This is a genomic window from Nonomuraea sp. NPDC049624 (assembly GCF_040675255.1).
GTDB lineage: Bacteria > Actinomycetota > Actinomycetes > Streptosporangiales > Streptosporangiaceae > Nonomuraea.
This window is the reverse complement of sequence record NZ_JBFAOR010000002.1, coordinates 1008630-1030320: the sequence shown is the minus strand read 5'-3', so window position 1 is coordinate 1030320 and position 21691 is coordinate 1008630. Positions and strand designations below refer to the sequence as shown.

At 71.1% G+C, this 21691-nt stretch carries 20 protein-coding genes; 5 read left to right on the top strand and 15 right to left on the bottom strand.

Going from position 1 to position 21691, the window contains the following annotated elements:
• Positions 1-17 precede the first annotated feature (17 nt).
• Positions 18-1049: a sulfotransferase gene (locus AB0J76_RS11035; RefSeq protein WP_352318779.1), complete on the top strand. Its 1032-nt coding sequence runs from the start codon at positions 18-20 to the stop codon at positions 1047-1049.
• Here AB0J76_RS11035 and AB0J76_RS11030 read toward each other — a convergent pair.
• The 8 genes from AB0J76_RS11030 to AB0J76_RS10995 all read right to left on the bottom strand — a co-directional run bounded on the left by AB0J76_RS11030 (position 1046) and on the right by AB0J76_RS10995 (position 11322).
• The gene (locus tag AB0J76_RS11030; RefSeq protein ID WP_352318781.1) at positions 1046-2107 is read right to left on the bottom strand and encodes a glycosyltransferase; all 1062 of its coding nucleotides are present in this window, start codon (positions 2105-2107) and stop codon (positions 1046-1048) included. The genes AB0J76_RS11035 and AB0J76_RS11030 overlap by 4 nt on opposite strands.
• Complete coding sequence (locus AB0J76_RS11025) at positions 2104-4737, bottom strand: CDP-glycerol glycerophosphotransferase family protein (RefSeq protein WP_352318782.1); 2634 nt, start codon at positions 4735-4737, stop codon at positions 2104-2106. The genes AB0J76_RS11030 and AB0J76_RS11025 overlap by 4 nt, the downstream gene beginning before the upstream one ends.
• 89 nt (positions 4738-4826) lie before the next feature.
• Positions 4827-5522, bottom strand: a complete 696-nt coding sequence (locus AB0J76_RS11020) for an SRPBCC family protein (RefSeq protein ID WP_352318783.1) — start codon at positions 5520-5522, stop codon at positions 4827-4829.
• A gap of 75 nt (positions 5523-5597) precedes the next feature.
• On the bottom strand, positions 5598-6452 hold the full coding sequence (locus AB0J76_RS11015) for a xanthine dehydrogenase family protein subunit M (RefSeq protein ID WP_352323882.1): 855 nt from the start codon (positions 6450-6452) through the stop codon (positions 5598-5600).
• Positions 6449-8794, bottom strand: a complete 2346-nt coding sequence (locus tag AB0J76_RS11010; protein ID WP_352323912.1) for a xanthine dehydrogenase family protein molybdopterin-binding subunit — start codon at positions 8792-8794, stop codon at positions 6449-6451. The genes AB0J76_RS11015 and AB0J76_RS11010 overlap by 4 nt, the downstream gene beginning before the upstream one ends.
• Positions 8795-8844: 50 nt before the next feature.
• Positions 8845-9327 carry a (2Fe-2S)-binding protein gene (locus tag AB0J76_RS11005; RefSeq protein WP_352323883.1) on the bottom strand — a complete coding sequence of 161 codons (483 nt, stop codon included), beginning with the start codon at positions 9325-9327 and terminating at the stop codon, positions 8845-8847.
• Positions 9328-9398: 71 nt separating this feature from the next.
• The gene (locus tag AB0J76_RS11000; RefSeq protein WP_352323884.1) at positions 9399-9602 is read right to left on the bottom strand and encodes a hypothetical protein; all 204 of its coding nucleotides are present in this window, start codon (positions 9600-9602) and stop codon (positions 9399-9401) included.
• Positions 9592-11322, bottom strand: coding sequence for a PspC domain-containing protein (locus tag AB0J76_RS10995; RefSeq protein ID WP_352323885.1), 1731 nt, complete (start codon positions 11320-11322; stop codon positions 9592-9594). Before AB0J76_RS10995 ends, AB0J76_RS11000 begins: the two co-directional genes overlap by 11 nt.
• A 114-nt stretch (positions 11323-11436) precedes the next feature.
• Between AB0J76_RS10995 and AB0J76_RS10990 the strand changes: the two genes are divergently transcribed.
• The 3 genes from AB0J76_RS10990 to AB0J76_RS10980 all read left to right on the top strand — a co-directional run bounded on the left by AB0J76_RS10990 (position 11437) and on the right by AB0J76_RS10980 (position 14341).
• A complete protein-coding gene (locus tag AB0J76_RS10990; RefSeq protein WP_352323886.1) occupies positions 11437-12645 on the top strand; it encodes a PspC domain-containing protein in 1209 nt (402 codons plus the stop codon).
• Positions 12642-13274 (top strand): response regulator transcription factor, encoded by a 633-nt coding sequence (locus AB0J76_RS10985; protein WP_352323887.1) that lies wholly within the window; start codon positions 12642-12644, stop codon positions 13272-13274. Before AB0J76_RS10990 ends, AB0J76_RS10985 begins: the two co-directional genes overlap by 4 nt.
• Positions 13275-13450: 176 nt before the next feature.
• A complete protein-coding gene (locus AB0J76_RS10980) occupies positions 13451-14341 on the top strand; it encodes a L,D-transpeptidase (RefSeq protein WP_352323888.1) in 891 nt (296 codons plus the stop codon).
• Positions 14342-14462: 121 nt separating this feature from the next.
• On the opposite strand, the gene pcrA is transcribed toward AB0J76_RS10980, so the two are convergent.
• A complete protein-coding gene (pcrA, locus tag AB0J76_RS10975) occupies positions 14463-16688 on the bottom strand; it encodes a DNA helicase PcrA (protein ID WP_352323913.1) in 2226 nt (741 codons plus the stop codon).
• Positions 16689-16813: 125 nt separating this feature from the next.
• Between pcrA and AB0J76_RS10970 the strand changes: the two genes are divergently transcribed.
• Entirely contained in the window at positions 16814-17533 is a 720-nt protein-coding gene (locus AB0J76_RS10970) for a PIG-L deacetylase family protein (RefSeq protein WP_352323889.1), read from the top strand.
• Positions 17534-17555: 22 nt separating this feature from the next.
• Here AB0J76_RS10970 and AB0J76_RS10965 read toward each other — a convergent pair whose 3' ends face one another.
• The 6 genes from AB0J76_RS10965 to AB0J76_RS10940 form a co-directional block, all read right to left on the bottom strand.
• The gene (locus AB0J76_RS10965; RefSeq protein WP_352323891.1) at positions 17556-18005 is read right to left on the bottom strand and encodes a PIN domain-containing protein; all 450 of its coding nucleotides are present in this window, start codon (positions 18003-18005) and stop codon (positions 17556-17558) included.
• A complete protein-coding gene (locus AB0J76_RS10960; protein ID WP_352323892.1) occupies positions 17981-18181 on the bottom strand; it encodes a type II toxin-antitoxin system VapB family antitoxin in 201 nt (66 codons plus the stop codon). Before AB0J76_RS10960 ends, AB0J76_RS10965 begins: the two co-directional genes overlap by 25 nt.
• Positions 18182-18360: 179 nt before the next feature.
• Positions 18361-19080: a CPBP family intramembrane glutamic endopeptidase gene (locus AB0J76_RS10955; protein ID WP_352323893.1), complete on the bottom strand. Its 720-nt coding sequence runs from the start codon at positions 19078-19080 to the stop codon at positions 18361-18363.
• 67 nt (positions 19081-19147) lie between these two features.
• A complete protein-coding gene (locus AB0J76_RS10950; RefSeq protein ID WP_352323895.1) occupies positions 19148-19405 on the bottom strand; it encodes a WhiB family transcriptional regulator in 258 nt (85 codons plus the stop codon).
• Positions 19406-19471: 66 nt separating this feature from the next.
• Complete coding sequence (locus AB0J76_RS10945) at positions 19472-20119, bottom strand: neutral zinc metallopeptidase (RefSeq protein ID WP_352323896.1); 648 nt, start codon at positions 20117-20119, stop codon at positions 19472-19474.
• The gene (locus AB0J76_RS10940; protein WP_352323897.1) at positions 20116-21516 is read right to left on the bottom strand and encodes a glutamate--cysteine ligase; all 1401 of its coding nucleotides are present in this window, start codon (positions 21514-21516) and stop codon (positions 20116-20118) included. The genes AB0J76_RS10945 and AB0J76_RS10940 overlap by 4 nt, the downstream gene beginning before the upstream one ends.
• Positions 21517-21691 lie beyond the last annotated feature (175 nt).

Genomic DNA, 21691 nt, shown 5'->3' with positions numbered 1-21691 from the left:
TCGGGGGTTAGTACGAAATGTCCGACCGGCCAGTCTTCGTCATTGGATGCCCGCGGTCCGGCACCACGATGCTCCAGCTCATGCTCCACTCGCACCCGCGCATGGCGGTGCCGCCGGAGACGCGCTTCCTCGTTCCCGCTTATTACCGGCGCCGCACATGGGGCGACCTGCGGGTCCCTCAGCGGCGCAAGGCACTGGCGCAGTGGATCGCGACCGACCGCAGCACGAAGTTCCGCGAACTCAAGATCGACAAGGACGAGTTCATCCGGCAGGCCGTGGAGGGGCCGGGCTCGCTCGGCTCGGTCATCGGCACCGCCTTCCGCATGTACGCCGACCGCTTCGACAAGGCCCGCTGGGGCGACAAGAGGCCCAGCTACGTCAAGCAGACCGACCTGCTGCTGCGCCTGTTCCCCGACGCCCAGTTCATCCACCTGATCAGGGACGGCCGCGACTGCGTGGCCTCGCTGAAGGAGATGCCCTGGTACACGCTGGACTCCTTCCACGCGATCTCCACCTGGGCCGAGGCCATCGACGCCGGCCAGCGGCTGCGGCGCACGCTGCCCGACGACACCTACTACGAGCTGCGCTACGAAGACCTCACCGACGACCCGATGACCGAGATGAAGAAGCTCTGCCACTTCCTGGAGGAGGACTTCGCGCCGTCGATGATCTCCCCGCGCGAGGCCGCCGTCCAGGCCGTCCCGCAGCACAAGGTCTGGCACAGCAACACCCACCGCGAGGTCACCCGCAGCCGGGTCGGCAGCTGGGCCAACCGCCTGGACGACTGGGAGATCGCGCTCTGCGAGCACGTCCTCGCCGAGCGCCTCCAGGCCAACGGCTACGAGCTGACCGGCGCGCCCAGGCCGGCCAAGGAGCACGTGACGGCCTGCCAGAAGACCATGCAGAAGCGCAAGGCCAGCCGGTCGCGCAAGGCCATGCGCGACCGCTTCAACCGGCTGCGCGAGCCCAGCCCGGTCGGCGCGCTGCTCACCTCCACGCAGAAGTCGCTGGCCGGCATCCCGCAGCAGCGTCCCGAGGTGACCGTCTAGCGCTGGATGTGCGCGAACAGCCGCTCCCAGCGGTCCAGCACGTGGTCGAGGCGGAACGCCTCGGCCCGTGCGCGGGCGGCGGCCCCCAGCCGCCGCCGCTCCCGCGCCGACCCCATCAGCGCGGCCAGCTCGGCGGCGAACGCGTCCACGTCCCCCGGCGGCACCCGTACCGGGCCCGCCGAGCGCACGCCGCCCGACACGTCGAAGGCCACTGACGGCACCCCGTGGGCGCACGCCTCCAGCAGCACGACCGGCAGGCCCTCGTGCTCGCTGGTCAGCGCCACCAGCGAGGCGTTCAGGTACTCCTCGCCCATCCGGTGAGCGGGCACCAGGCCGCGGAAGACCACCCGGTCCGCGACGCCCTCCCGGGCCGCGTGCGCCCGCAGCCGCTCGCGTTCGGCGCCGTCGCCGATCAGGTGCAACTCCCAGGACGGCGGCGCCTGCGCCCGCGCGAACGCGCTGATCAGCCGGTCGAACCGCTTGACGCCCTCCAGCCGCCCGACGCCCAGCACCCGCGGCACGTCCAGCGCCGACGTCTCCCGCGGCCAGGCGCCCAGCGGGTTGGGCAGCGTCCAGGCGTTGGGCAGCAAGGCGTGCTCGGAGAAGGCCCAGGCGTCGTCGTCGCTGAGGAAGAGCGCCTGATCGAGGTCGGGGTAGTGCTTCTTGATCGAGGCCAGGTGCCAGCAGTCGCGGGCGTGGTCGTAGGAGCCGTGGTACTGCCCGATCGAGCGGAACCCGGCGGGCAGCAGCCCCGACAGCCTGGTCACCACCGACGGCGACGTCAGCACCGCGTACCCGGGACGGACGCCGCGCAGCAGCTCCTTCACCCTGCGGTCGGCCAGCCGCCTGGCCAGCGGGCCCTGCTCGCCGAGCGGCCCGCCCACGACGTGCTGCCGGTAGAGCGGCCGGTCCACGTAGTGGAACGGCGCGGCGGCGCGGTGCAGGCCGACGACGTGCACCTCGTGGCCGCGTTCCGCCAGGCCCTGGGCCAGGGTGTGGGTGACCTGCTGGACGCCGCCGAGCGTGTCGGCCTCCAGGCAGGCGAAGACGACGGTCATCGCGTGCGCCCCTCGAAGAAGTCGTCCACGATGCGGGCGGAGGCGTCCCCGTGCTCGTCGGCGCACCACAGGGCGCGGAAGGCGGCGTACTTGGCGGCGAAGGCGGCGTGCACCTCGGGCAGGTTGCGCAGCACGTCCACCAGCTCCGCCGTGGTCGTCACGCACGGGCCCGGGGCGATGGCGGGCAGGTCGTGGTAGACGCCGCGCTCGGAGAGCCGGTAGTCGTCCCAGTCGTCGATGAGGAACACCATCGGCCGGCCGGTCACCGCGTAGTCGCACATCACGGACGAGTAGTCGGTCAGCAGCGCGTCGGAGGCCAGCATCAGGTCGTTGATCTCCGGGTAGGACGCGGCCGGCCGCACGAAGTGCCTGAGCCGCTCGGGCGGGTCGTACTTCTCGACCGGGTGCGTGCGCAGCACCACCACCCACTCGCCGGCCAGCTCCCTGGCCATGAGGTCCAGGTCGGCGCGTACCGAACGGCCGCTCATCTTGTCCCGGTCGCGGTAGGTGGGCGCGTAGAGCAGGACCTTGCGCCCCGGCGGGATCTCCAGCCGGGCCCGCACGTCGCCGGCCGCCTCCGCCCGCACCAGCGCGTCGCAGCGCGGGGTGCCGCACCGGTAGACCTTGCCGTCGTAGCCGTTGGAGGGCAGGAACACCCGCGAGAACTCGGCGCTCGGCGAGACCAGCGCGTCCCACCGGGCGACGGCGGCCCGCCACTGCTCGCGCGGCCGGTCGAAGTCGCCGCGCAGGTCGGGCGCGTCGAAGCCGATCGACTTGATGCCCTGCCCGTGCCAGGTCTGCAGGTAGCGGGTGCCGGGCGGCTTCGGATAGTCCAGCGGGAAGCCGTGGCTGTCCACCCAGATCCCGGCGCGGGCCATCGTCCACAGGTAGCGCCAGCTTCCCCGGCGGACCAGCCGCACGTCGGCGGGGAAGTTCTTGCGGCCCTTGGCGACCGACCAGACCGCCTCGATCGGCAGGCCGCGCCGCCGCACCTCCTCGTAGATGGCGCGGGGGCTGCCGTTGTAGCCCTTGCCGACGTCCGACTCGAACAGGGCGAGGTCGTCGCGCCGCGGCACCACCCTGATCAGCAGCTTGTACGCGCGCAGCTTGACGCCCGGCGTGTTGAGCTTCCTGAGCAGCAGCCGCCGCGCCCGCCGCAGCGCCGAGCGGGTGCGCGAATGCGTGCGCACGCAAAGGTAGGCGGCGTAACCCTCGGCCTTCACCGTGCAGCCGGGCAGCTCGATCGGCTCCAGGTTGGGGTCCACGATCAGCCGGTCGGTGGTGACGTGGCCGTCGGAGCGGCGCCGGAAGCCGATGCGCGGGTCGCTCCTGCCGCAGGGCGCGAAGACGACCTCGCTGACGTAGCCGCCCTCGCCCGAGGGGACCGGCTGGATCGGCACCCGTTCCCGGCCCGCCTCCAGGAAGGCGTCCCACTCGGCCGGCAGCACGCCGAACGGGTCGTAGGTGCGCACGGTCATCCGCACCCGCTCGCCGTTCGTGGCCAGGCCGGTCACCTCGTGCCGCAGCCGGGAGTCGGTGTAGGGCAGCTCGGCCAGGCGCAGCGCGGTGATGTCCAGCCCCGGCGCGGCCGTGGTCCCCCAGTACGTGCGCCCGTCCACCTGTACGGCCGCCCGCGGCGCGGCCCGGGGGCCGGTCAGCGAGCCGGCCGCCACGCGCAGGTCCTCGATCCGGTCGTCCAGGATGAGCCGGCAGCAGACCCGGTCCATCGGCTCGATGCGGTCGAACACCGCGCCGGGGATCTCCTCCAGGTACGGCCGCACGACCGAGGCGAACTCCTTGACCCACACCAGGTCGCGGGCGGGCAGCGGGTTGAGGTAGACCCGCAGGTCCTGCCGCAGGAACCGGTACTGCCGGTGCGGCACCAGGTCGTGCGCGCCGTAGCCGCGCAGGATGTCGTCGCTCAGCCGGGCCGCGATCACCCGCTGCCGCACGTTGTCCATCTCGTCGATGCTCAGGGAGATCGACTCGTTCGAGCTCGCCCGGTGCCAGTGGTAGACCACCCACGGGACGATCGCGAACCGGCGGGCCAGCGCGTACAGCTCGGTGGCGAAGACGTGGTCCTCGTAGTGGATGTCCTCGGGGAAGCGCAGCACGTTGTCGCGCAGCCAGGCGACGTCGTAGAGCTTGTTGGTGCTGAAGGAGTCGAGGAAGAGCTCGGGCTCCGCGCGGATGCCCTCGACCACCCGCCGCCGGGCGAACAACGACGGATAGTACGGGCGCAGCCGTCCGTCCCGCTCGAACAGCCGGGAGATCTGCCCCGACACGAAGTCGGCGCCGGTGCGCTCGATCTCGGTGAGCAGGCTCTTGCACGCGTGTCTGGGCAGCTCGTCGTCGCTGTCGAGGAACATGGCGTACGGCGCCCTGGCCGCGTCGATGCCGTCGTTGCGGGGAGCTCCGCAGCCGCCGCTGTTGCTCTGCCTGCGCAGGTAGCGCACCCGCGGGTCCTCGGCCATGAGCCGCGCGGCCACCTCGGGCGTGCCGTCCGTGCTCGCGTCGTCGGAGATGATCACTTCCAGGTCGCGCAACGTCTGCCGCAGCACCGAGCGCACGGCCCTGGGCAGGCGGGCCGCGTCGTTGTACGAGATCACGACGACGCTGCAGTCCGGCATGCCCATGTCCCCCCAGAAATGACCTGCGGGAATGGCACTTCCCCCCGATAGCGGGAAGTGACCGGACTTTATGCTGTTTTTGCTGAAAATCAGCGCATAAGGCGACGAACCACCCAGATGAGGATCGTGAGCGCCAGCAGGCCGCCCGCGATCGGCGCCAGCCGCCTGAGCAGCGGCTGCCCGGCGATCTCCATCAGGTCGAGCGCCTCCTCGTCGGGCGTGCGCGAGGTCCGCAGCGTGCCCGCGGGCCGCACGTCCGGCTCGGGGACGGTCACCGCGCTCAGGTGCCGCTCCTCCTCCTGGGGCTGTTCCTGGGGTGCGACCGGCTCCACCATGGGCTCGGAGAGGAGCTGGGCCAGGTTGCCGGCGAACCTGTCGATCAGCTTGGCCCCGACCTCGGCCATGACCCCGCGCCCGAACTGCGCCGGCCGCCCGGTCACGTTGAACGTCGTCTCCACGGCCACCGACGTGCCCCCCTCGGCCGGCGTCATGCGCGCCCTGACCGTGGCCGAGGCCGTGCCGGAGCCCCTGGCCTCCTTGCCCGACGCCTGGATGGCGAGCGTGTGGGCGTCTTTGTCGACGTCCTCGAACCTGGCCGAGCCCCGGTAGGTGACGGTGATCGGGCCGACCTTGACCTTCATCCGGCCGGTGAACTCGTCGCCCTCGAAGATGTCGAGCGTCGCCCCGGGCAGGCACGGCGCGACCCGTTCGACGTCGAGCAGCACCGCCCACGCCTGCTCGACCGGAACCGGGACAGTGAACTCGTGCTCGAACCGCATCGCCATCGATCCGCTCCTTCCGAGGTTGGTTGCGACACTACGTCGAGGCGGGGGCGCCCGGAAGAGGCGCCCCCGCCTCACTCAGGGGGTCCCGGCGGCCGTGCGCACTGCCCGATGGGTCAGCACCCGGGCCAGGTGACGGCGGTAGTCGGGCTGGGCGTGCAGGTCGGCGGGGGGCGAGGTGCCCTCCGCCGCCTCCTCGCACGCCTGCCGCACCCGGTCGCCGAGCTCGACGCCGCGCAACGCGTCCTCGGTCGCGCGGGCGCGCACCGGGGTCGGGCCCATGTTCGTCAGCGCGACCCTGGCCTCGGCGATCGAGCCGTTGGCCCGCCTGACCGCGGCCGCCACGCCGACGATCGCCCACGACTGCGCGGTCCGGTGGAACTTCTCGTAGTGGAAGCCCCAGCCCTCGCCCAGTTTCGGCACCTTCACGCCGACCAGGATCTCCCCGGCGCGCAGAGACGTCTCCAGATAGTCGGCGAAGAACTCGGCGGCCGGGATCTCCCGTTCGCCCTGCGCCGACGCGGCCACGATCACGCCGTCCAGCGCCAGCACCACGGCCGGCAGGTCACCCGCCGGGTCGGCGTGCGCCAGCGAGCCGCCGAACGTGCCCCGGTGCCTGATCGCGGGGTCGGCCACCCTGGCCGTGGCCAGCGCCACCAGCGGGGCGCCGGCGTTCACCACCGGCGAGCGCATGACCTCGTCGTGCGTGGCCAGCGCGCCGATGAAGACGTGGTCGCCCCGGTCGTGCACGCCGTTCAGGCCGGGCAGCCGCCCGATGTCCACCAGCTTGGACGGATACGCCAGCCGCAACCGCAACAACGGCAGCAACGACTGCCCGCCGGCCAGCGCCTTGGCGTCCTCGTCGGCGGCGAGCTCCGCGCAGGCCGCCGAGAGCGAGTCGGGACGCACGTAGTCGAACGGTGCGGGGATCATCGCCGCGCTCCTTCCAGCGCTCGCCAGACACGCTCGGGCGTGCACGGCATCCGGATGTCGCCGACGCCGTAGGGCCGCAGCGCGTCCACGATCGCGTTCACCACCGCCGGGGTGGAGGCGATCGTGCCCGCCTCGCCGACGCCCTTGACGCCCAGCGGGTTGCCGGTCGCGGGGGTCTCGGTGCGGTCCGTCGTGAACGACGGCAGGTCCGCCGCCGACGGCAGCAGGTAGTCGGCCATGGTCGCGGTCAGCAGGTTGCCCTCGGAGTCGTAGACGGCCTCCTCGAACAGCGCCTGGGCCACGCCCTGCGCGATGCCGCCGTGCACCTGGCCCTCGACGATCAGCGGGTTGACCACCTTGCCGACGTCGTCCACGGCGACGTACGAGCGGATCCGGGTCATGCCCGTCTCGGTGTCCACCTCCATCGCGCACAGGTGGGTGCCGTGCGGGAAGGAGTAGTTGTCCGGGTCGAAGGTGGCGTCGGAGTCCAGCCGCGCCTCCACGCCGTCGGGCAGGTCGTGCGCCTGGAACGCGGCGTAGGCCAGCTCCTGGATCGTGCGGCCCGACCCGGTGCCGCGCACCTTGAACACGCCGCCGTCGAACTCCACGTCGTCCGGCGAGCACTCCAGCATGTGGGCGGCCAGCCTCCTGGCCTTCTCCCTGACCTTCTCGCACGCCCGCAGCACGGCCATGCCGCCCACGACCAGCGAGCGCGAGCCGTAGGTGTCCATGCCCTTGTGCGCGACGGCCGTGTCGCCGTGCAGCACGCGCACGTCCTCGAACGGCACGCCCAGCGCGTCGGCCACGATCTGGCTCCACGCCGTCACGTGCCCCTGGCCGTGCGGGGACGTGCCGGTGATGACCTCGACCTTGCCGGTGGGCAACATGCGCACCGAGCCGTGCTCCCAGCCGCCCGCCCCGAACCTGGCCGCCCCGAGCAGCCTCGACGGCGCCAGCCCGCACATCTCCGTGTACGTGCTGACCCCGATCCCGAGCTGCACCGGATCCCCCCGGTCCCGCCGGTCGGCCTGCTCGGCCCGCAGCTTGTCGTAGCCGAACAACGACAGCGCCCGCTCCGTGGCCGCCTCGTAGTTGCCCGAGTCGTAGGTCAGCCCCGAGATCGTCGTGTACGGGAACTCCTCGTGCCTGATCCAGTTGCGCCGGCGCACCTCCAGGGGGTCCAGGCCCAGCTCGGCGGCGAGCTCGTCCATCGTCCGCTCGATGCCGAACGTCGCCTCGGGACGGCCCGCGCCCCGGTAGGCGTCCGTCGGCATCTTGGTGGTGAACACGCCCCGGCAGCCGAACTCGTAGGCGTCCATCTTGTAGATCGCGTTGAACATGGACGCCCCGAGCAGCGGCACCCCCGGCGTCACCAGCATCAGGTACGCGCCCATGTCGGCCAGCAGGTCGACCTGGAGCCCCCGGATGCGTCCGTCGGCGTCGGCCGCGAGCCGGATGTGCTGGAGCTGGTCGCGGCCGTGGTGCACGGTCAGGTTGCCCTCGGAGCGGGACTCCGTCCACTTGACCGGCCGGCCCAGCCGGCGCGCGATCAGCAGGCAGAGCACCTCCTCGGCGGTGACCTGCAACTTCGAGCCGAACCCGCCGCCCACGTCGGGGGCGATCACCCGCAGGTCGTGCTCGGGGATGCCGGTCACCACCGCGAGCATGACGCGCAGGATGTGCGGGATCTGGGTGGAGGTCCACATCGTGAACGAGTCGCCGTCGGTGTCCACGAGCACCGCCCGCGGCTCCATGGCCGTCGGGATGAGCCGCTGCTGCACGTACGTCCGGTCGACGACGACGGCGGCGCCCTCGAACGCGGCGTCGAGGTCCCCCGAGGTGATCTTCATGGAGAACGCCTGGTTGCCCGCCTCGTGCACCTTCGGGCTGTCCGGCGACAACGCCTCGGTCATGTCGAGCACCGCGGGCAGCGGCTCGTAGTCGACCTCGACGGCCTCCAGCGCGTCGGCCGCCAGGTACCGGTCGGTCGCGACCACGCAGGCCACGGCCTCGCCGACGTACCGCACCTCGGAGGTGGCCATCGGCGGGTGGTCGGGGATGACGACGTCGTCGGTCACCGGCCACGCGCACGGCAGGCTGCCCTGCTCGGCGGCGAAGTCCTGGCCGCTGAACGCGGCCACCACGCCGGGCAGGCCGCGGGCCGCCGACACGTCCACCCGGGTGATCCGGGCGTGGGCCATCGGGCTGCGCAGGAACATCACGTGCAGCGTGCCGGGCCTGGAGAGGTTGTCCGTCCAGCGCGTACGCCCCGTCAGCAGCCTGGCGTCCTCCTTGCGCCGGCGCGGCCGGCCCACCTCGTGCACGCCGGCCGGCTCGTTGATCTGGCCGCTGCCGTCGATCTGCCCGGCGACGGCCTCGGGGCTCAGCTCGCTCACTGCGTCCTCACCGCCTGCCCCATCTCCTGCGCGCCGCGCTTCACCGCGCGCACGATGTTGCAGTAACCCGTGCAGCGGCACAGGTTGCCCTCCAGCCCGTGCCTGATCGACTCCTCCGACGGCTCCGGGTCCTCCCGGACCAGGTCGATCGCGGCCATGACCATGCCGGGGGTGCAGTAGCCGCACTGCAACGCGTGCTCTTCGTGGAAAGCCCGCTGCATCGGGTGCATCGACCCGTTCGCGCCCAGGCCCTCGACGGTGACGACGTCGCCGCCGTCGGCCTGCACGGCCAGCACGGAGCAACTCTTCACGCTCTTGCCGTCGAGCAGCACCGTGCACGCGCCGCAGTTGCTGGTGTCGCAGCCGACCGGGGTGCCGGTCCTGCCGAGCCGCTCACGTAGTAGATGGACGAGGAGGAGCCGCGGCTCGACGTCCTCCTCGTACTTGATCCCGTCGACGGTGACGGCGATTCGGGGCATACGTCCTCCCTCAGGAGCAGGGGAAAGGCGGACACACCCGAAACTACGCCGGTGTTTTTCCCGGTCAAGGGTTACTTGCCGCGGACCACCCGAGCGATGATCGCCACCACCCCCGCGAAGGCCAGCCCCACCACGGTCAGCCCGACCACGACCAGCGCGTCCGTGAGCACGCGGGTCACCACCAGGATGCCGAGCACCACGAACAACGTGCCGCTCAGCAGGGCCATCCAGTCGGTCCGGTGCAGGCGCCGGACCCGCTCGACGTCACGCGCCACGCCGCACCTCCATGTCGCCGAGGCCGCCGCGCAGGTTCAGCACGATCGTGAACTCCTCGTCCCCGGACCCGACCTCGGGCTCCAGCACCTTGTCGAACTTGACGTCCACGCCGCCCCTGATCGACTGGTCGACCTTGATGTCGCCGACCTTGTTCATCGCGTGCACCTCGACCCTGGCCGTCGGCGGCACGATCACCGTCAGCTCGCCCACGGAGACCCGGGCGTCGAACGTCAGGCTCGTCCCCGGCAGCGCCTTCAGCTCCGTCAGGTCCAGCCGGCCGTCGCCGACGCCGACGTCGTAGACCTTGCCCGCCTCCGCGGGCTTGGTCAGGTACCAGGTGGAGTCGCCGAAGTTGCGCGGCAGGCCGCCCAGCATCAGCCCCACGCCGATCAGCAGCGCGACCGTGGTGCCCGCCGCGACGAGACCGGCGCCGCGGCCCCACCAGGCGGCGATGAGCAGGCCGGCGCCGATGGTGATGAGCACCGCGCCGCCGACGATGGTCGGGCTCACGCCCGCGGCCGACCTGGCCTGGACCGCCACGACGATCCCTCCCACTATGATCGCGAGCAAGATGGTGATGACCCCGATGAACGACGCGGGGCGTCGTTTCTGCGGTGCCGGGGCGGGGGCCGGGCGGCCGTACAGGGCGGGGTCGTAGGGCGACTGGCCGGCCCGCCTGGCCGGGTCGAGCGGGCGGTAGGGGCCCTTCGGGGCGAAGGGCTCGCCGTAGCCGCTGTAGTCGATCGCGGTCCTGGGCTGAGGGCGGTAGGCGGGCGGCTCCTGCCGCGACGCCGCCTGAGCCTGCGGCCGCGGCTGCGCGGCCTCAGCGTCAGGGGTCCCTGTGCCGGGGGCCTCCGTGCCGTGGACCCCTGTGCCGGGCGTCTCCGTGCCGGGCGTCTGCGCCTGGCGGGTCGCGTCGTCGGGGAGCTGGTGCTCCGCCGTCACGGCGCCGGCGGCCTCCAACGCCTGCGCGGCCTCGATCTTCGACATCTCCGTCCGGCCGGCCTCCGCCTGTCCCGCCGCAGGGGTTTCGGGCCGGTCCGTACGCGGCGTCTCGGCCTGCCGGCCGGCGGACATCGCCCGCAGCCGCGCGGCCACGGCCTCGGCGTGCGCGGCGGCCGTCGGCCTGGGGGCCGGGGCCGGGGATTCAGGGTGAGCCGTCACGGTGTCGCCGAGGCCGGACCAGCCGGGTTCGGCGGGACGCACCCGAGGCGTGGACACGGGCGGCGCGTAGGGCGGCGCGGGCGGCTCCGCGTCGGGGGAGCGCCGGCGACCGAGCCGCTCGGGCATCGAGCGGGCCAGGCCCAGCAGGTCGACGCCTCTGGAGTGGGCCGCCAGCAGCGAGACGGCCAGCAGCACGCCGACCACCAGCGTGCCGGTGTCGAGCCAGACGGTCGCGAGGTTGAGCGCGAGGCCGAACCCGAGCACCGCCGTCAGCAGCGCCATCACGGCCTCGGCGTCGAGGTCGCGGCGGGTCCACTGCTCGATGATGCCCGGCCCGCCGTTGGGCTCCTTCATGAGCAGGAACGCCGCGATGTACAGGAAGATCCCGATGCCCGAACCGAGCAGGAGCACGGCGAACGCCACGCGGAACACCACGGGGTCGATGCCGGTGTGCCGCCCGAGACCGGCGCAGACGCCCATGAGGAAGCGCCCCTCGCTGCTGCGTCGCAGCTCCCGGGGCGGGGCGGCGGGTTGCCTGGGCGGAGCTTCTGTCATGGAACCATCGTGGACCGTCGGGCGGGGTGGCCGCATCCGGGAGACCCCTGACTCGACCCTGGGGGTTGTTCCCTGATGCCCGAAGTGCCCGCGACATGTGACGATGGCGATGTTATGGCAGACCAGAAGACACTTGCCGAGCCCGCCGGCGATCGACCCTATCGCCGGATGCTCCGCCCCATGGAGGGCCGCCTGCTCGGCGGCGTGGCCCAGGGGCTGGCGGCGCAGCTCTCCCTCGATCCCGTCGTGATCAGGCTGATGTTCGTGCTGCTCAGCGTCGTGGACGGGGTCGGCATGGTGGCGTACGCCGTGCTGTGGATGATCACTCCGCGGGAGCCGTACGAGGGGCCGCCGCCGCAGCGCGACTGGAGCCAGCTCGCCGCGTTCAGCGCGATCGGCGTGGCGCTGGCCGCCTTCGGCTGGCTGACCGGGGCCTCGAAGGGCGGGATCGGCATGTTGCCGTTCGCCGTCGGCGGCATCGGCGCGCTCATCCTGTGGCAGCAGGCCGACCCCGAACGCCGCAAGAACTGGGTCAGCGGCGCCACCAAGAGCATCCGCACCAACCGGGTGCGCACACTGCTCGGCGTGACGCTGGTCGTCATCGGCGCGGCCGGTTTCCTGTACGCCCAGGGCGAGCTGGCCCAGGCCAGGCCCGGTCTGCTGTTCACCGTCGTCGTGGTCGGCGGCATCGCGGTCATCGCCGCGCCCTGGCTGGCCGGCCTGTGGAAGGAGCTGCAGCTCGAACGGCGCGAGCGCATCCGGCAGGAGGAGCGCGCCGAGGTGGCCGCCATGGTGCACGACTCGGTGCTGCACACCCTCACCCTCATCCAGCGCGTCTCCCACGACCCCCGCGAGGTCACCCGGCTGGCCCGCTCCCAGGAGCGCGAGCTGCGCAACTGGCTCTACCAGCCCGCCCAGGACGCCGACGCCACCGTGGCCGCCGCCGTCCGCCGGATCGCGGCCGAGGAGGAGGACTCGCACGGCGTGCCCATCGAGGTCGTCTGCGTCGGCGACATCGACCTCGACGCGCAGGGCAAGCTGGCGGCGATGCTCAAGGCGTCCAGGCAGGCGATGGTCAACGCGGCCAAATATTCTGAGAGCCCGGCCATCTCCGTGTACGCGGAGGTGGAGGGCTTGGAGGTGACCATCTTCGTGAAGGACCGCGGCAAGGGCTTCGACCTTGAGGCGGTGCCCCTCGACAGAATGGGCATCAGGGAGTCCATCATCGGGAGAATGGAACGTCACGGCGGCACGGCCAGGGTCCGCACCGAGCCCGGCGAGGGCACGGAAGTGATGCTGACGATGAAGGTGGACAAGCAATGACACGCGTGTTGATCGTCGACGACCACCGGCTGTTCAGATCCGGCGTGCGCGCGGAGCTGGGCGACTCGATCGAGGTCGTGGGCGAGGCGGAGGACGTCGAGACGGCGGTCAAGGCCATCGCCGAGCACCAGCCCGACGTGGTCCTGCTCGACGTGCACATGCCCGGCGGCGGCGGCCAGGAGGTGCTGCGCCGCGTCCTCAGCACGGGCTCGCAGGTGCGCTTCCTCGCGCTGTCGGTCTCCGACGCCGCCGAGGACGTCATCGGCGTCATCCGGGGCGGCGCGCGCGGCTACGTCACCAAGAACATCAGCGGCAAGGAGCTCACCGACGCCATCCGCCGGGTGGCCGACGGCGACGCGGTCTTCTCGCCGCGGCTGGCCGGGTTCGTCCTCGACGCCTTCGCCTCCTCCGAGGCGCCCTCGATCGATCCCGAGCTCGACTCGCTGACCCAGCGCGAGCGCGAGGTGCTGCGGCTGATCGCCCGCGGCTACGCGTACAAGGAGATCGCCAAGGAGCTGTTCATCTCGGTCAAGACCGTGGAGACGCACGTGTCGTCCGTGCTGCGCAAGCTCCAGCTCTCCAACCGGCACGAGCTGTCCCGCTGGGCCACCGCGCGCCGCCTCGTCTGACCCTGCTCTCTGGACCGTTACAAGGTCGTTACGGCGATCCGTAGACGAATCAGGCGTCTCAGTAGTCACACATGGAAGGAGAAGCACATAATCCAGGAGTAACCCCCTTGAATCGCGTCCCCCGGTTGCTTGCCATGGTCGCACTGGTCTCGGCTGCGGCCTGTTCGGCAGAAGGCGTGCCAGCCTCGCAGGCCCCGGCGGTCCGGACGACCGCCGCCGTGGGCGTCGCCGCGGCTGCCCACGTCGCGGCCCCGGCCAAGAAGGTCAAGCTAGACATCGCCGACATCACGCCCATGGCGGAGACGGCGGAGAAAGTCGGCGTCGGTTTCCCGATCATCGTCACGTTCGACCGGGACGTGAAGGACAAGGCCGCCGTGGAGGCGCTGCTGGAGGTCCAGGCCGACAAACCGGTCGAGGGCGCCTGGCGCTGGGTGTCGGCCCGCAAGGTCATCTACCGGACGAAGACGTACTGGAAGCCGCACCAGAAGGTGCTGTTCACCGCGCGCCTCAGCCAGCTGCCCGGCAACAAGGCCAAGGACGTCACCCGCCGCTTCGCGGTCGGCAACGCGAACATCTCGGTCGTCGACACCCGCAGGCACCAGATGAAGGTCTACCGGGACGGCAAGATCGCCAAGAAGATCGCGATCAGCGCCGGCCGCGGCGGCCTGATGCGCAACGGCGTGGACGTCTACCTCACCACCAGCGGCACGCACCTCACCATGGGCAAGAAGTCCGTCGAGACGATGACGTCGTCCTGGATGGGGGTGACCGACCCCAAGGACCCGCGCTACTACAAGGAGGAGATCCCTTGGGCGGTGCGCATCTCCGACAGCGGCGAGTACGTGCACCAGAGCGCCGGCTACTACCAGTACCTCGGCCGCTCCAACCAGAGCCACGGCTGCGTGCGCGCCACGCCGCAGGGCGCCAAGTGGTTCTACGGCATCGCCCAGCGGGGTGACGTCGTCAAGATCACCGGGACCAAGCGCAAGCTCGACTGGCGCAACGGCTGGAGCTACTGGCAGCTCAACTGGACCCAGTGGAAGCAGGGCAGCGCCCTCAAGCCCTGACCCCGCAGCGGACCGGCAGGGCCGCCGCCAAGCGCCCTGCCCGCTCCTGAACACCGCAAACCAGGTGCCGTCGTCGGGCGCCCGGCCTCCGTCGAGGGTGGGCGCCCGTTGACGCCCAGGGTCAGAGCTTCTCCAGCGGGGCGTACGCCAGCAGCAGCGTCTTCTCGCCGTCGGCGCCGAAGTCGATCTTGACCTTGGTCTTCTCCGCCATCCCGTCCACGGCCACCACCGTGCCGAGCCCCCACTTGTCGTGCGTCACCCGATCGCCGGGCGTCAGCGACAACATCTGCCGCGACCCGCCGCCGCTCCTGGGCGCCGGCCGCGCGGCCGGTTCCCGCCGCGTCGCCGCGCTCCAGGCCGACTTCTCGGGGTCGGTACGCCAGTCGATGAGCTGCCCCGGCACCTCGTTGACGAACCGCGAGGCCGGATTGAACGACGGCGACCCCCACGAGCTGCGCACCGCCGCCCGCGTGAGGTAGAGCCGCTTCTGCGCCCGGGTGATGCCGACGTAGGCCAGCCGCCGCTCCTCCTCCAGCTCCTTCGGCTCGCCCAGCGACCGGACGTGCGGGAACACGCCGTCCTCCATCGCGGTCAGGAAGACGACCGGGAACTCCAGGCCCTTGGCCGTGTGCAACGTCATGAGCGTGACGACGCCCTGCCCGCCGTCGGCGTCGGGGATCTGGTCGGCGTCGGCGACCAGCGACACCTGCTCCAGGAACTCCACCAGCGTGCCCTCGGGGTTGGCCTCCTCGAACTCCGAGGCCACCGAGATCAGCTCGTTGAGGTTCTCCAGGCGGGACTCGTCCTGGGGGTCTTCTGAGGCCTCCAGCTCGGCGCGGTAGCCGGTGGCCACCAGGATCTCCTCGGCCAGCGTCGACGGCGGCACGCCCTCGGCCTTGGCGATCAGCTCCTCCAGCATCGCCACGAACTCGCGCACCGCGTTGAGCGAGCGCGTCGCCATGCCGTAGGCCTCGTCGGCCCGCCGCAGCGCGTCCCAGAACGAGATGCGCTCGCGCGAGGACAGCGCCTCGATCATGGCCTCGGCCCGCTCGCCGATGCCGCGCTTGGGCACGTTGAGGATGCGCCGCATCGACACGACGTCGGCCGGGTTGGCCAGCACCCGCAGGTAGGCCAGCAGGTCCTTGACCTCTTTGCGCTCGTAGAAGCGCACGCCCCCGACCACCTTGTACGGCAGCCCGGTGCGGATGAAGATCTCCTCGAACACCCGGGAGGCGGCGTTGGTGCGGTAGAACACCGCGACCTCGCTCGGCTTGACGCCCTCCTCGTCGCTGAGCCGGTCGACCTCCTGGGCCACGAACATGGCCTCGTCGTGCTCGTTGTCGGCGACGTAGCCCACGATCTTGGGGCCGTCGCCCTGGTCGGACCAGAGGTTCTTCGGCTTGCGGCCCTCGTTGCGCGCGATCACCGCGTTGGCCGCGGCCAGGATGTTCTGGGTGGAGCGGTAGTTCTGCTCCAGCAGGATCGTGCGGGCGTCGGGGTAGTCGCGCTCGAACTCCAGGATGTTGCGGATCGTCGCGCCGCGGAAGGCGTAGATCGACTGGTCGGCGTCGCCCACCACGCACAACTCGGACATGTCGGCGCCCGGACGCACGACGTCGCCGTCGGCGGTGCGCACCTCGGGATGGCCGACCAGCTCGCGGATCAGGATGTACTGGGCGTGGTTGGTGTCCTGGTACTCGTCGACCAGCACGTGCCTGAACCGCATCCGGTAGTGCTCGGCCACCTCGGGGAAGAGCTGGAACAACGTCACCGTGTTCATGATGATGTCGTCGAAGTCCATCGCGCCGGCCTCGGTCAGCTTGAGCTGATAGGCCTTGTACGCCTGCGCGAGCGTCTTCTCCAGGTGCGAGCCCGCCCGGTCGAGCGCGGTCTCGTAGTCGACCAGCTCGTTCTTGAAGTTGCTGACCTGCGCCGAGAACGAACGCGGCGGGTAGCGCTTCGGGTCGAGCTCCATCTCCCTGCAGACCATCGCCATCAGCCGCTGCGAGTCGGCCTGGTCGTAGATCGAGAAGCTGGACGGGAAGCCCAGCCGCTTGGCCTCGCGCCGCAGGATGCGCATGCAGGCGCTGTGGAACGTCATCACCCACATCGCCTTGGAACGCGGCCCGACGAGCTTGTCGATGCGCTCCTTCATCTCGCGGGCGGCCTTGTTGGTGAAGGTGATGGCCAGGATCTCGCCCGGATGGGCGTTGCGCTCGGCCAGCAGGTAGGCGATGCGGTGGGTGAGCACCCGCGTCTTCCCCGACCCCGCCCCCGCCACGATGAGCAGGGGGCTGCCATGATGGATCACGGCCTCGCGCTGCTGGGGGTTGAGGCCGTCGAGCAAGGGGTGGTCAACAGAGACTTGGGTCGGCACCCACCTAGGTTAAGACGCGCCACCGACAAACGGCGCCCGGAATGACTCCGGCGGGGTGCCGGTTGTCCTCCGTACAGGGTCCAGGAAGGGAAGCCATGCTGCCGGAAGCCGAGATCAACCGGGTACTTGTCGTCACCGCGCATCCCGACGACGTCGACTTCGCGGCGGCGGGAAGCGTGGCGCTGTTCGTGGAGCGGGGCGTGGAGGTCACGTACCTGCTCGTCACCGACGGCGACGCCGGCGGCAACGAGCGCACCCTGGACAACTCCGGCATGGCCGAGCTCCGCAGGACCGAGCAGCTCGCCGCGGCCAAGGCCGTCGGCGTGACGGACGTGCGCTTCCTCGGCTACTCCGACGGCCGGGTGGTGCCCTCGCTCGACCTCCGGCGCGACATCGCGCGGGTGATCCGCCAGGTACGCCCCGACCTGGTCATCACCCACCACCCCGACCGCAACTACCAGTTCGTCGCCCCCAGCCACCCCGACCACCGGGCCGTGGGCGGGGCCGCGCTCGACGCGGTCTACCCCGACGCCCGCAACCCCTACGCCTTCCCCGAGCTGCTGCGCGAGGAGGGCCTGGAGGCGTGGACGGTCAGGGAGGTCTGGCTGAACGGCGGCTCCACCCCCAACCACTGGGTGGACGTCACCGCGGTCATGGACCGCAAGCTCGCGGCCTTGCAGTCGCATGTCAGCCAGGTCGCCCACGTCGAGGGCTTCGTCGACTTCGTCCGTGGCCGCTTCGCCGCCTGGGCCGAGCAGGCCGGGTTCGGCGAGGGCCACTACGCGGAGGGCTTCCAGATCGTGCCCACGGCCTGACCCCGGCCTTTCGGCCCCCGGCTCAGGGGATCGAGCCGGGCGGCACCACCCAGAGCGCCGGCTGCCCGGTGACCTCGGAGATGACGTCGAAGTCCCGGTCGTAGTGCAGGATCGTCGCCTGATGCACCTCGGCACAGGCGGCGATCAGCAGGTCGCCCGACCCGGCCGCCCGGTGGCGCGACCTTCCGGCGAGCATCGCCTGCACCTCCAGGGCCCTCGGCCCGACCTTCTTGTGCGCGATGGACAGCAGGCGGAAGCCCTCCCGCAGGTAGCGGGCGTCCCGCTGGTGGCCCTTGAGGTCACGGGCGCTGTAGAGCACCTCCAGTTGCGTGACCTCGCAGACCGCGAGCGTCCTGTTGAGGATGAGCGGTTCGAGGGCCCGGTGGACCGCTGGATGCGGCATGCGGGCCAGGGCGCTCTTGTCGATCAGGTAGAGCACTCCGGTGGTCACCACGCATGCTTCATGATCCATGGATCCAGAAGATGCGTATTGTCCCGGGTACGCCAGTATTCGAAGGCTTCGCGGCGTTTGCCCCTTGCTGCGACTTCCGACAGGGCCGCGTTCACCGTCTCCTTCAGGGTCGATGTCCCCAGCTCGTGTTGGGCCAGCTCCAGAAGACCTGTGTCGATGTCGATCACCGTACGCATGCAGCACCACCTCCGTACCTCCATCGCATATCAGAAGTCCTGATCTTGATGTACGCATGCGAAGAGCCGGTGTGAGCTCCCGCAATGCGCGTCTCGGGTGAAGGTAAGGGCATCGAGGCGAATTCTCTGGACCGTTCCAAAGATGAGAGGAAGGATTCTCATCCGCCGAGGTGGAAACCTCATCCCCCGCTGGAAGAAGTCTCTACCTGGCCGTCGCGCGCAGTCGTTGCGGAGAGCCGCGCGAAGAGGTAACCGAGCGAATTGGTCGCCAGGTGCAGCATCGACGGCGCCAGCAGCCCGCCACGGCGCCGGAGCTCGCAGAAGAGCACCCCCGCCGCCGCCGTCGACACCACGCTGCCCGCCACCACCCGCGCGACGTCGAGCCGGCCGGGCGACTCGCCCGCGGTCAGCGCGCCGAGCGCCGGGTTCGCGCGGGCCATGTCGATCGCCGGGAGGATGTGCCAGAGGCCGAACAGGGCCGAGGAGAGCGCCGTGGCGGCGGCCGGGCCGTGCCGGCGGGCCAGCATGCCGTGCAGCGCGCCGCGGAACCCGACCTCCTCCAGCAGGACCGTGCCCAGGGGGACCTGGATCAGGGCCTCCTCCAGAGCGCGGGCACGCGAGAGCGACAGGGCGCGCTCGTCGTGGAAGAGCGGCCTGGTGCGGGGCACGGCGATGCCCACGGTATAGACGGCGGCCACCGCCGTCGCCAGCACGCCGCCGACGGCCGCTCCGCGGGACGCCTTCTCGAACCCCAGCTCACGCCACGACACCTGGTGCCGGCGTGCCATGGCCACGAGCGCGGCGGTGGCGGCGGCGGACGTGAGGGGGGCGAGCCTGGGGGCGATCTTGTTGTTGAGGACGTTGGCGGCGGTGAGGACGGCGATCGAGCGCAACAGCACCCTTGCAGGCTACGTCGCACCACGGAACGGCGGCGTCCGGTGGGGGCGGGGTGGTCGGTGGGCGGGGTCAGGAGGCGGCGGAGTTGCGCCAGCCTGCGGGGAAGCGGGTGCGGCGGCGTTCCTGCGGGGTGAGGCCGCCCCAGATGCCTTCCGTCTCGCCCTCACGTAAGGCGTAGGAGCGGCACTCGTCGATGACCGGGCAGCGGGCGCAGACCGCCTTCGCGCGGGCCTCCTGCAACGGTGAGGGCGCGAGCGGGAAGAAGAGGTCAGGGTCGCTGGACCTGCACGCGCCTCTGCGCAGCCAGCCGATCTCCTCCAGTGGCATGCACCCACCGTAGAGGCAGGTCATGATCAGACACATCATCCTCTGGGCTGACCCGCGCGTACACCCTCAGCAGGCGCGGACGCCGTTCTCATAGCCGCCGGCGAAGGAGGCCTGGCGTTGCTCGGCGGTGCCGTGGGCGGCGGGGTTCAGCCAGTCGTCCGTGGGGTCGCCGGCGGCCTCCAGGCTGGTCATGAGCTCGTCCTCGTCGCCGGGCTGGGCACGCAGGGAGCCTGAGCCGACCAGGGCCGCCAGCGTCCCGCCGGCGTAGCAGTCGGCCTGCAGCTCGGCCTGGACGTTCAGCTCGAAGCCGGTCCTGAGCTGGGCCTGGACGGCGTGCCCGAACTCGTGGGGGATGATCACGTACACCGAGCCGTCGCCCATGTCGTTCCACAGGGACTCCATCCAGGCCTGGTCGTAGGCGATGAAGTGGCCCTCGGGGCAGTAGAAGGCGTTGTTCGGCACGGACGGCTCGCCCCCACAGGAAGGCCCCGAACTCCCGGAGTAGGGGATGAAGTCGGCGATAGGCCGATATCTCATCCCCTGCTGGTCGAAGAACTCCGTCCAGAACGACTCGGTGAGCGTGCGCGCGGCCCGGATGTCGTCCTCGAACGTGTCGGCCCCCTGGACGTCCCTGGACGCGGGCCGGGTGAGGCCGCAGCCGGCCAGCAGCAGGACGAGGGCCAGGACGAGGAGGCGGGGTCGCACGAGGTTCACACGTCCCAAGTGTGCACCGGATCGTTGCCGTGCATGCGGTCGATGTAGTCCAACGTCATGGCGCGTAACGCCTCGTGGCGGTCGCCGCCCTGCGCGCGCACCCGTTCGACCTGCCAGGTCGCGCCTGTGCGCCCGGTCAGGCAGCGTCCCTCGATGATGCCGAGCAGCCGGTCGGCGACCGGCGTGTGCACCCCCCACGCGGCCAGGCCCTCGCGCGCCATGGGCAGCAGCCGGCGCAGGATCAGCTCGGCCGCCGGCACCTCGCCCAGACCCGGCCAGTACAGCCGGGCGTCCAGGCCGTGCCGGGCCGCGGCGGCGAGGTTGTCCTCGGCGGTGCGGAAGGACATCTGGCTCCAGATCGGCCGCTCGGCCGACGGGAGCACGCGCATCAGGCCGTAGTAGAACGCGGCGTTCGCGGCGATGTCGGCCACCGTGGGCCCGGCGGGCAGGACGCGGTTCTCCACGCGCAGGTGCGGCACGCCGTCCACGACCGCGTAGACCGGCCGGTTCCAGCGGTAGATGGTGCCGTTGTGCAGGGTCAGCTCGTGCAGCTGGGGGATGCGGCCCTGGTCCAGCTCGGCCCGCGGGTCCTCCTCCTCGCACAGGGGGAGCAGCGCCGGGTAATAGCTGACGTTCTCCTCGAACAGGTCGAAGACGCTGGTGATCCAGCGTTCCCCGAACCACACCCGCGGCCGCACGCCCTGCGTCTTCAGCTCGGCCGGACGCGTGTCGGTGGCCTGCTCGAACAGCGCGATCCTGGTCTCGCGGTGCAGTTCCTTGCCGAACAGGTAGGGGGAGTTGGCCGCGACGGCGACCTGGGGGCCCGCGATGACCTGGGCGGCGTTCCAGTGCGGCGCGAACGCCTCCGGGCTCACCTGGAGGTGGAGCTGGACGCTGGTGCACGCGGCCTCGGGCGCGACGCTGTCGGCGTGGGTGTCGAGGCGTTCCACGCCCTCGATGCACAGGTGCAGATCCTCGCCGCGGGCGGCGAAGATCTGCTCGTTGAGCAGGCGGTAGCGCGGGTTGGCCGACAGGGTGCCCTCGCTGATGTCCTGCTCGCGCAGCGTGGGCAGGATGCCGACCAGCACCAGGTGCCCGTCCTGGGAGCGGGCGCGCTCCTCGGCGTGGTTGAGCCGCCTTCGTACGTCCGCCTCCAGGTGCAGCGGGCCGTCGCCGGTCAGCTCCCTGGGCTCGACGTTGATCTCGATGTTGAACTGGCCCAGCTCGGTGGCCCAGTCCGGCTGCTCGATCGCGGCCAGCACCTGGGCGTTGCGCATGGCGGCCTCGCCGCGGGCGTCCACGATGTTGAGCTCGATCTCCAGGCCGGCCTGGGGGCGGTCGAACTCGAAGCGCGACTCGCGCAACATCTGGGCGAAGACGTCGAGACATCGACGCACCTTTTCCCGATATTTCCGGCGATCGTCCCGGCTGAACACGACGACTGGCACGTCCCTGCCCATACCAGGAAATGTCGCACGACTGGGCCGACATGACCAGCCGGAGATCGGCACGATGTCCCCGCGTGCCGGATCCCACGAAGATCATCGAGACGGCGCGCGGCCCCGTGACATC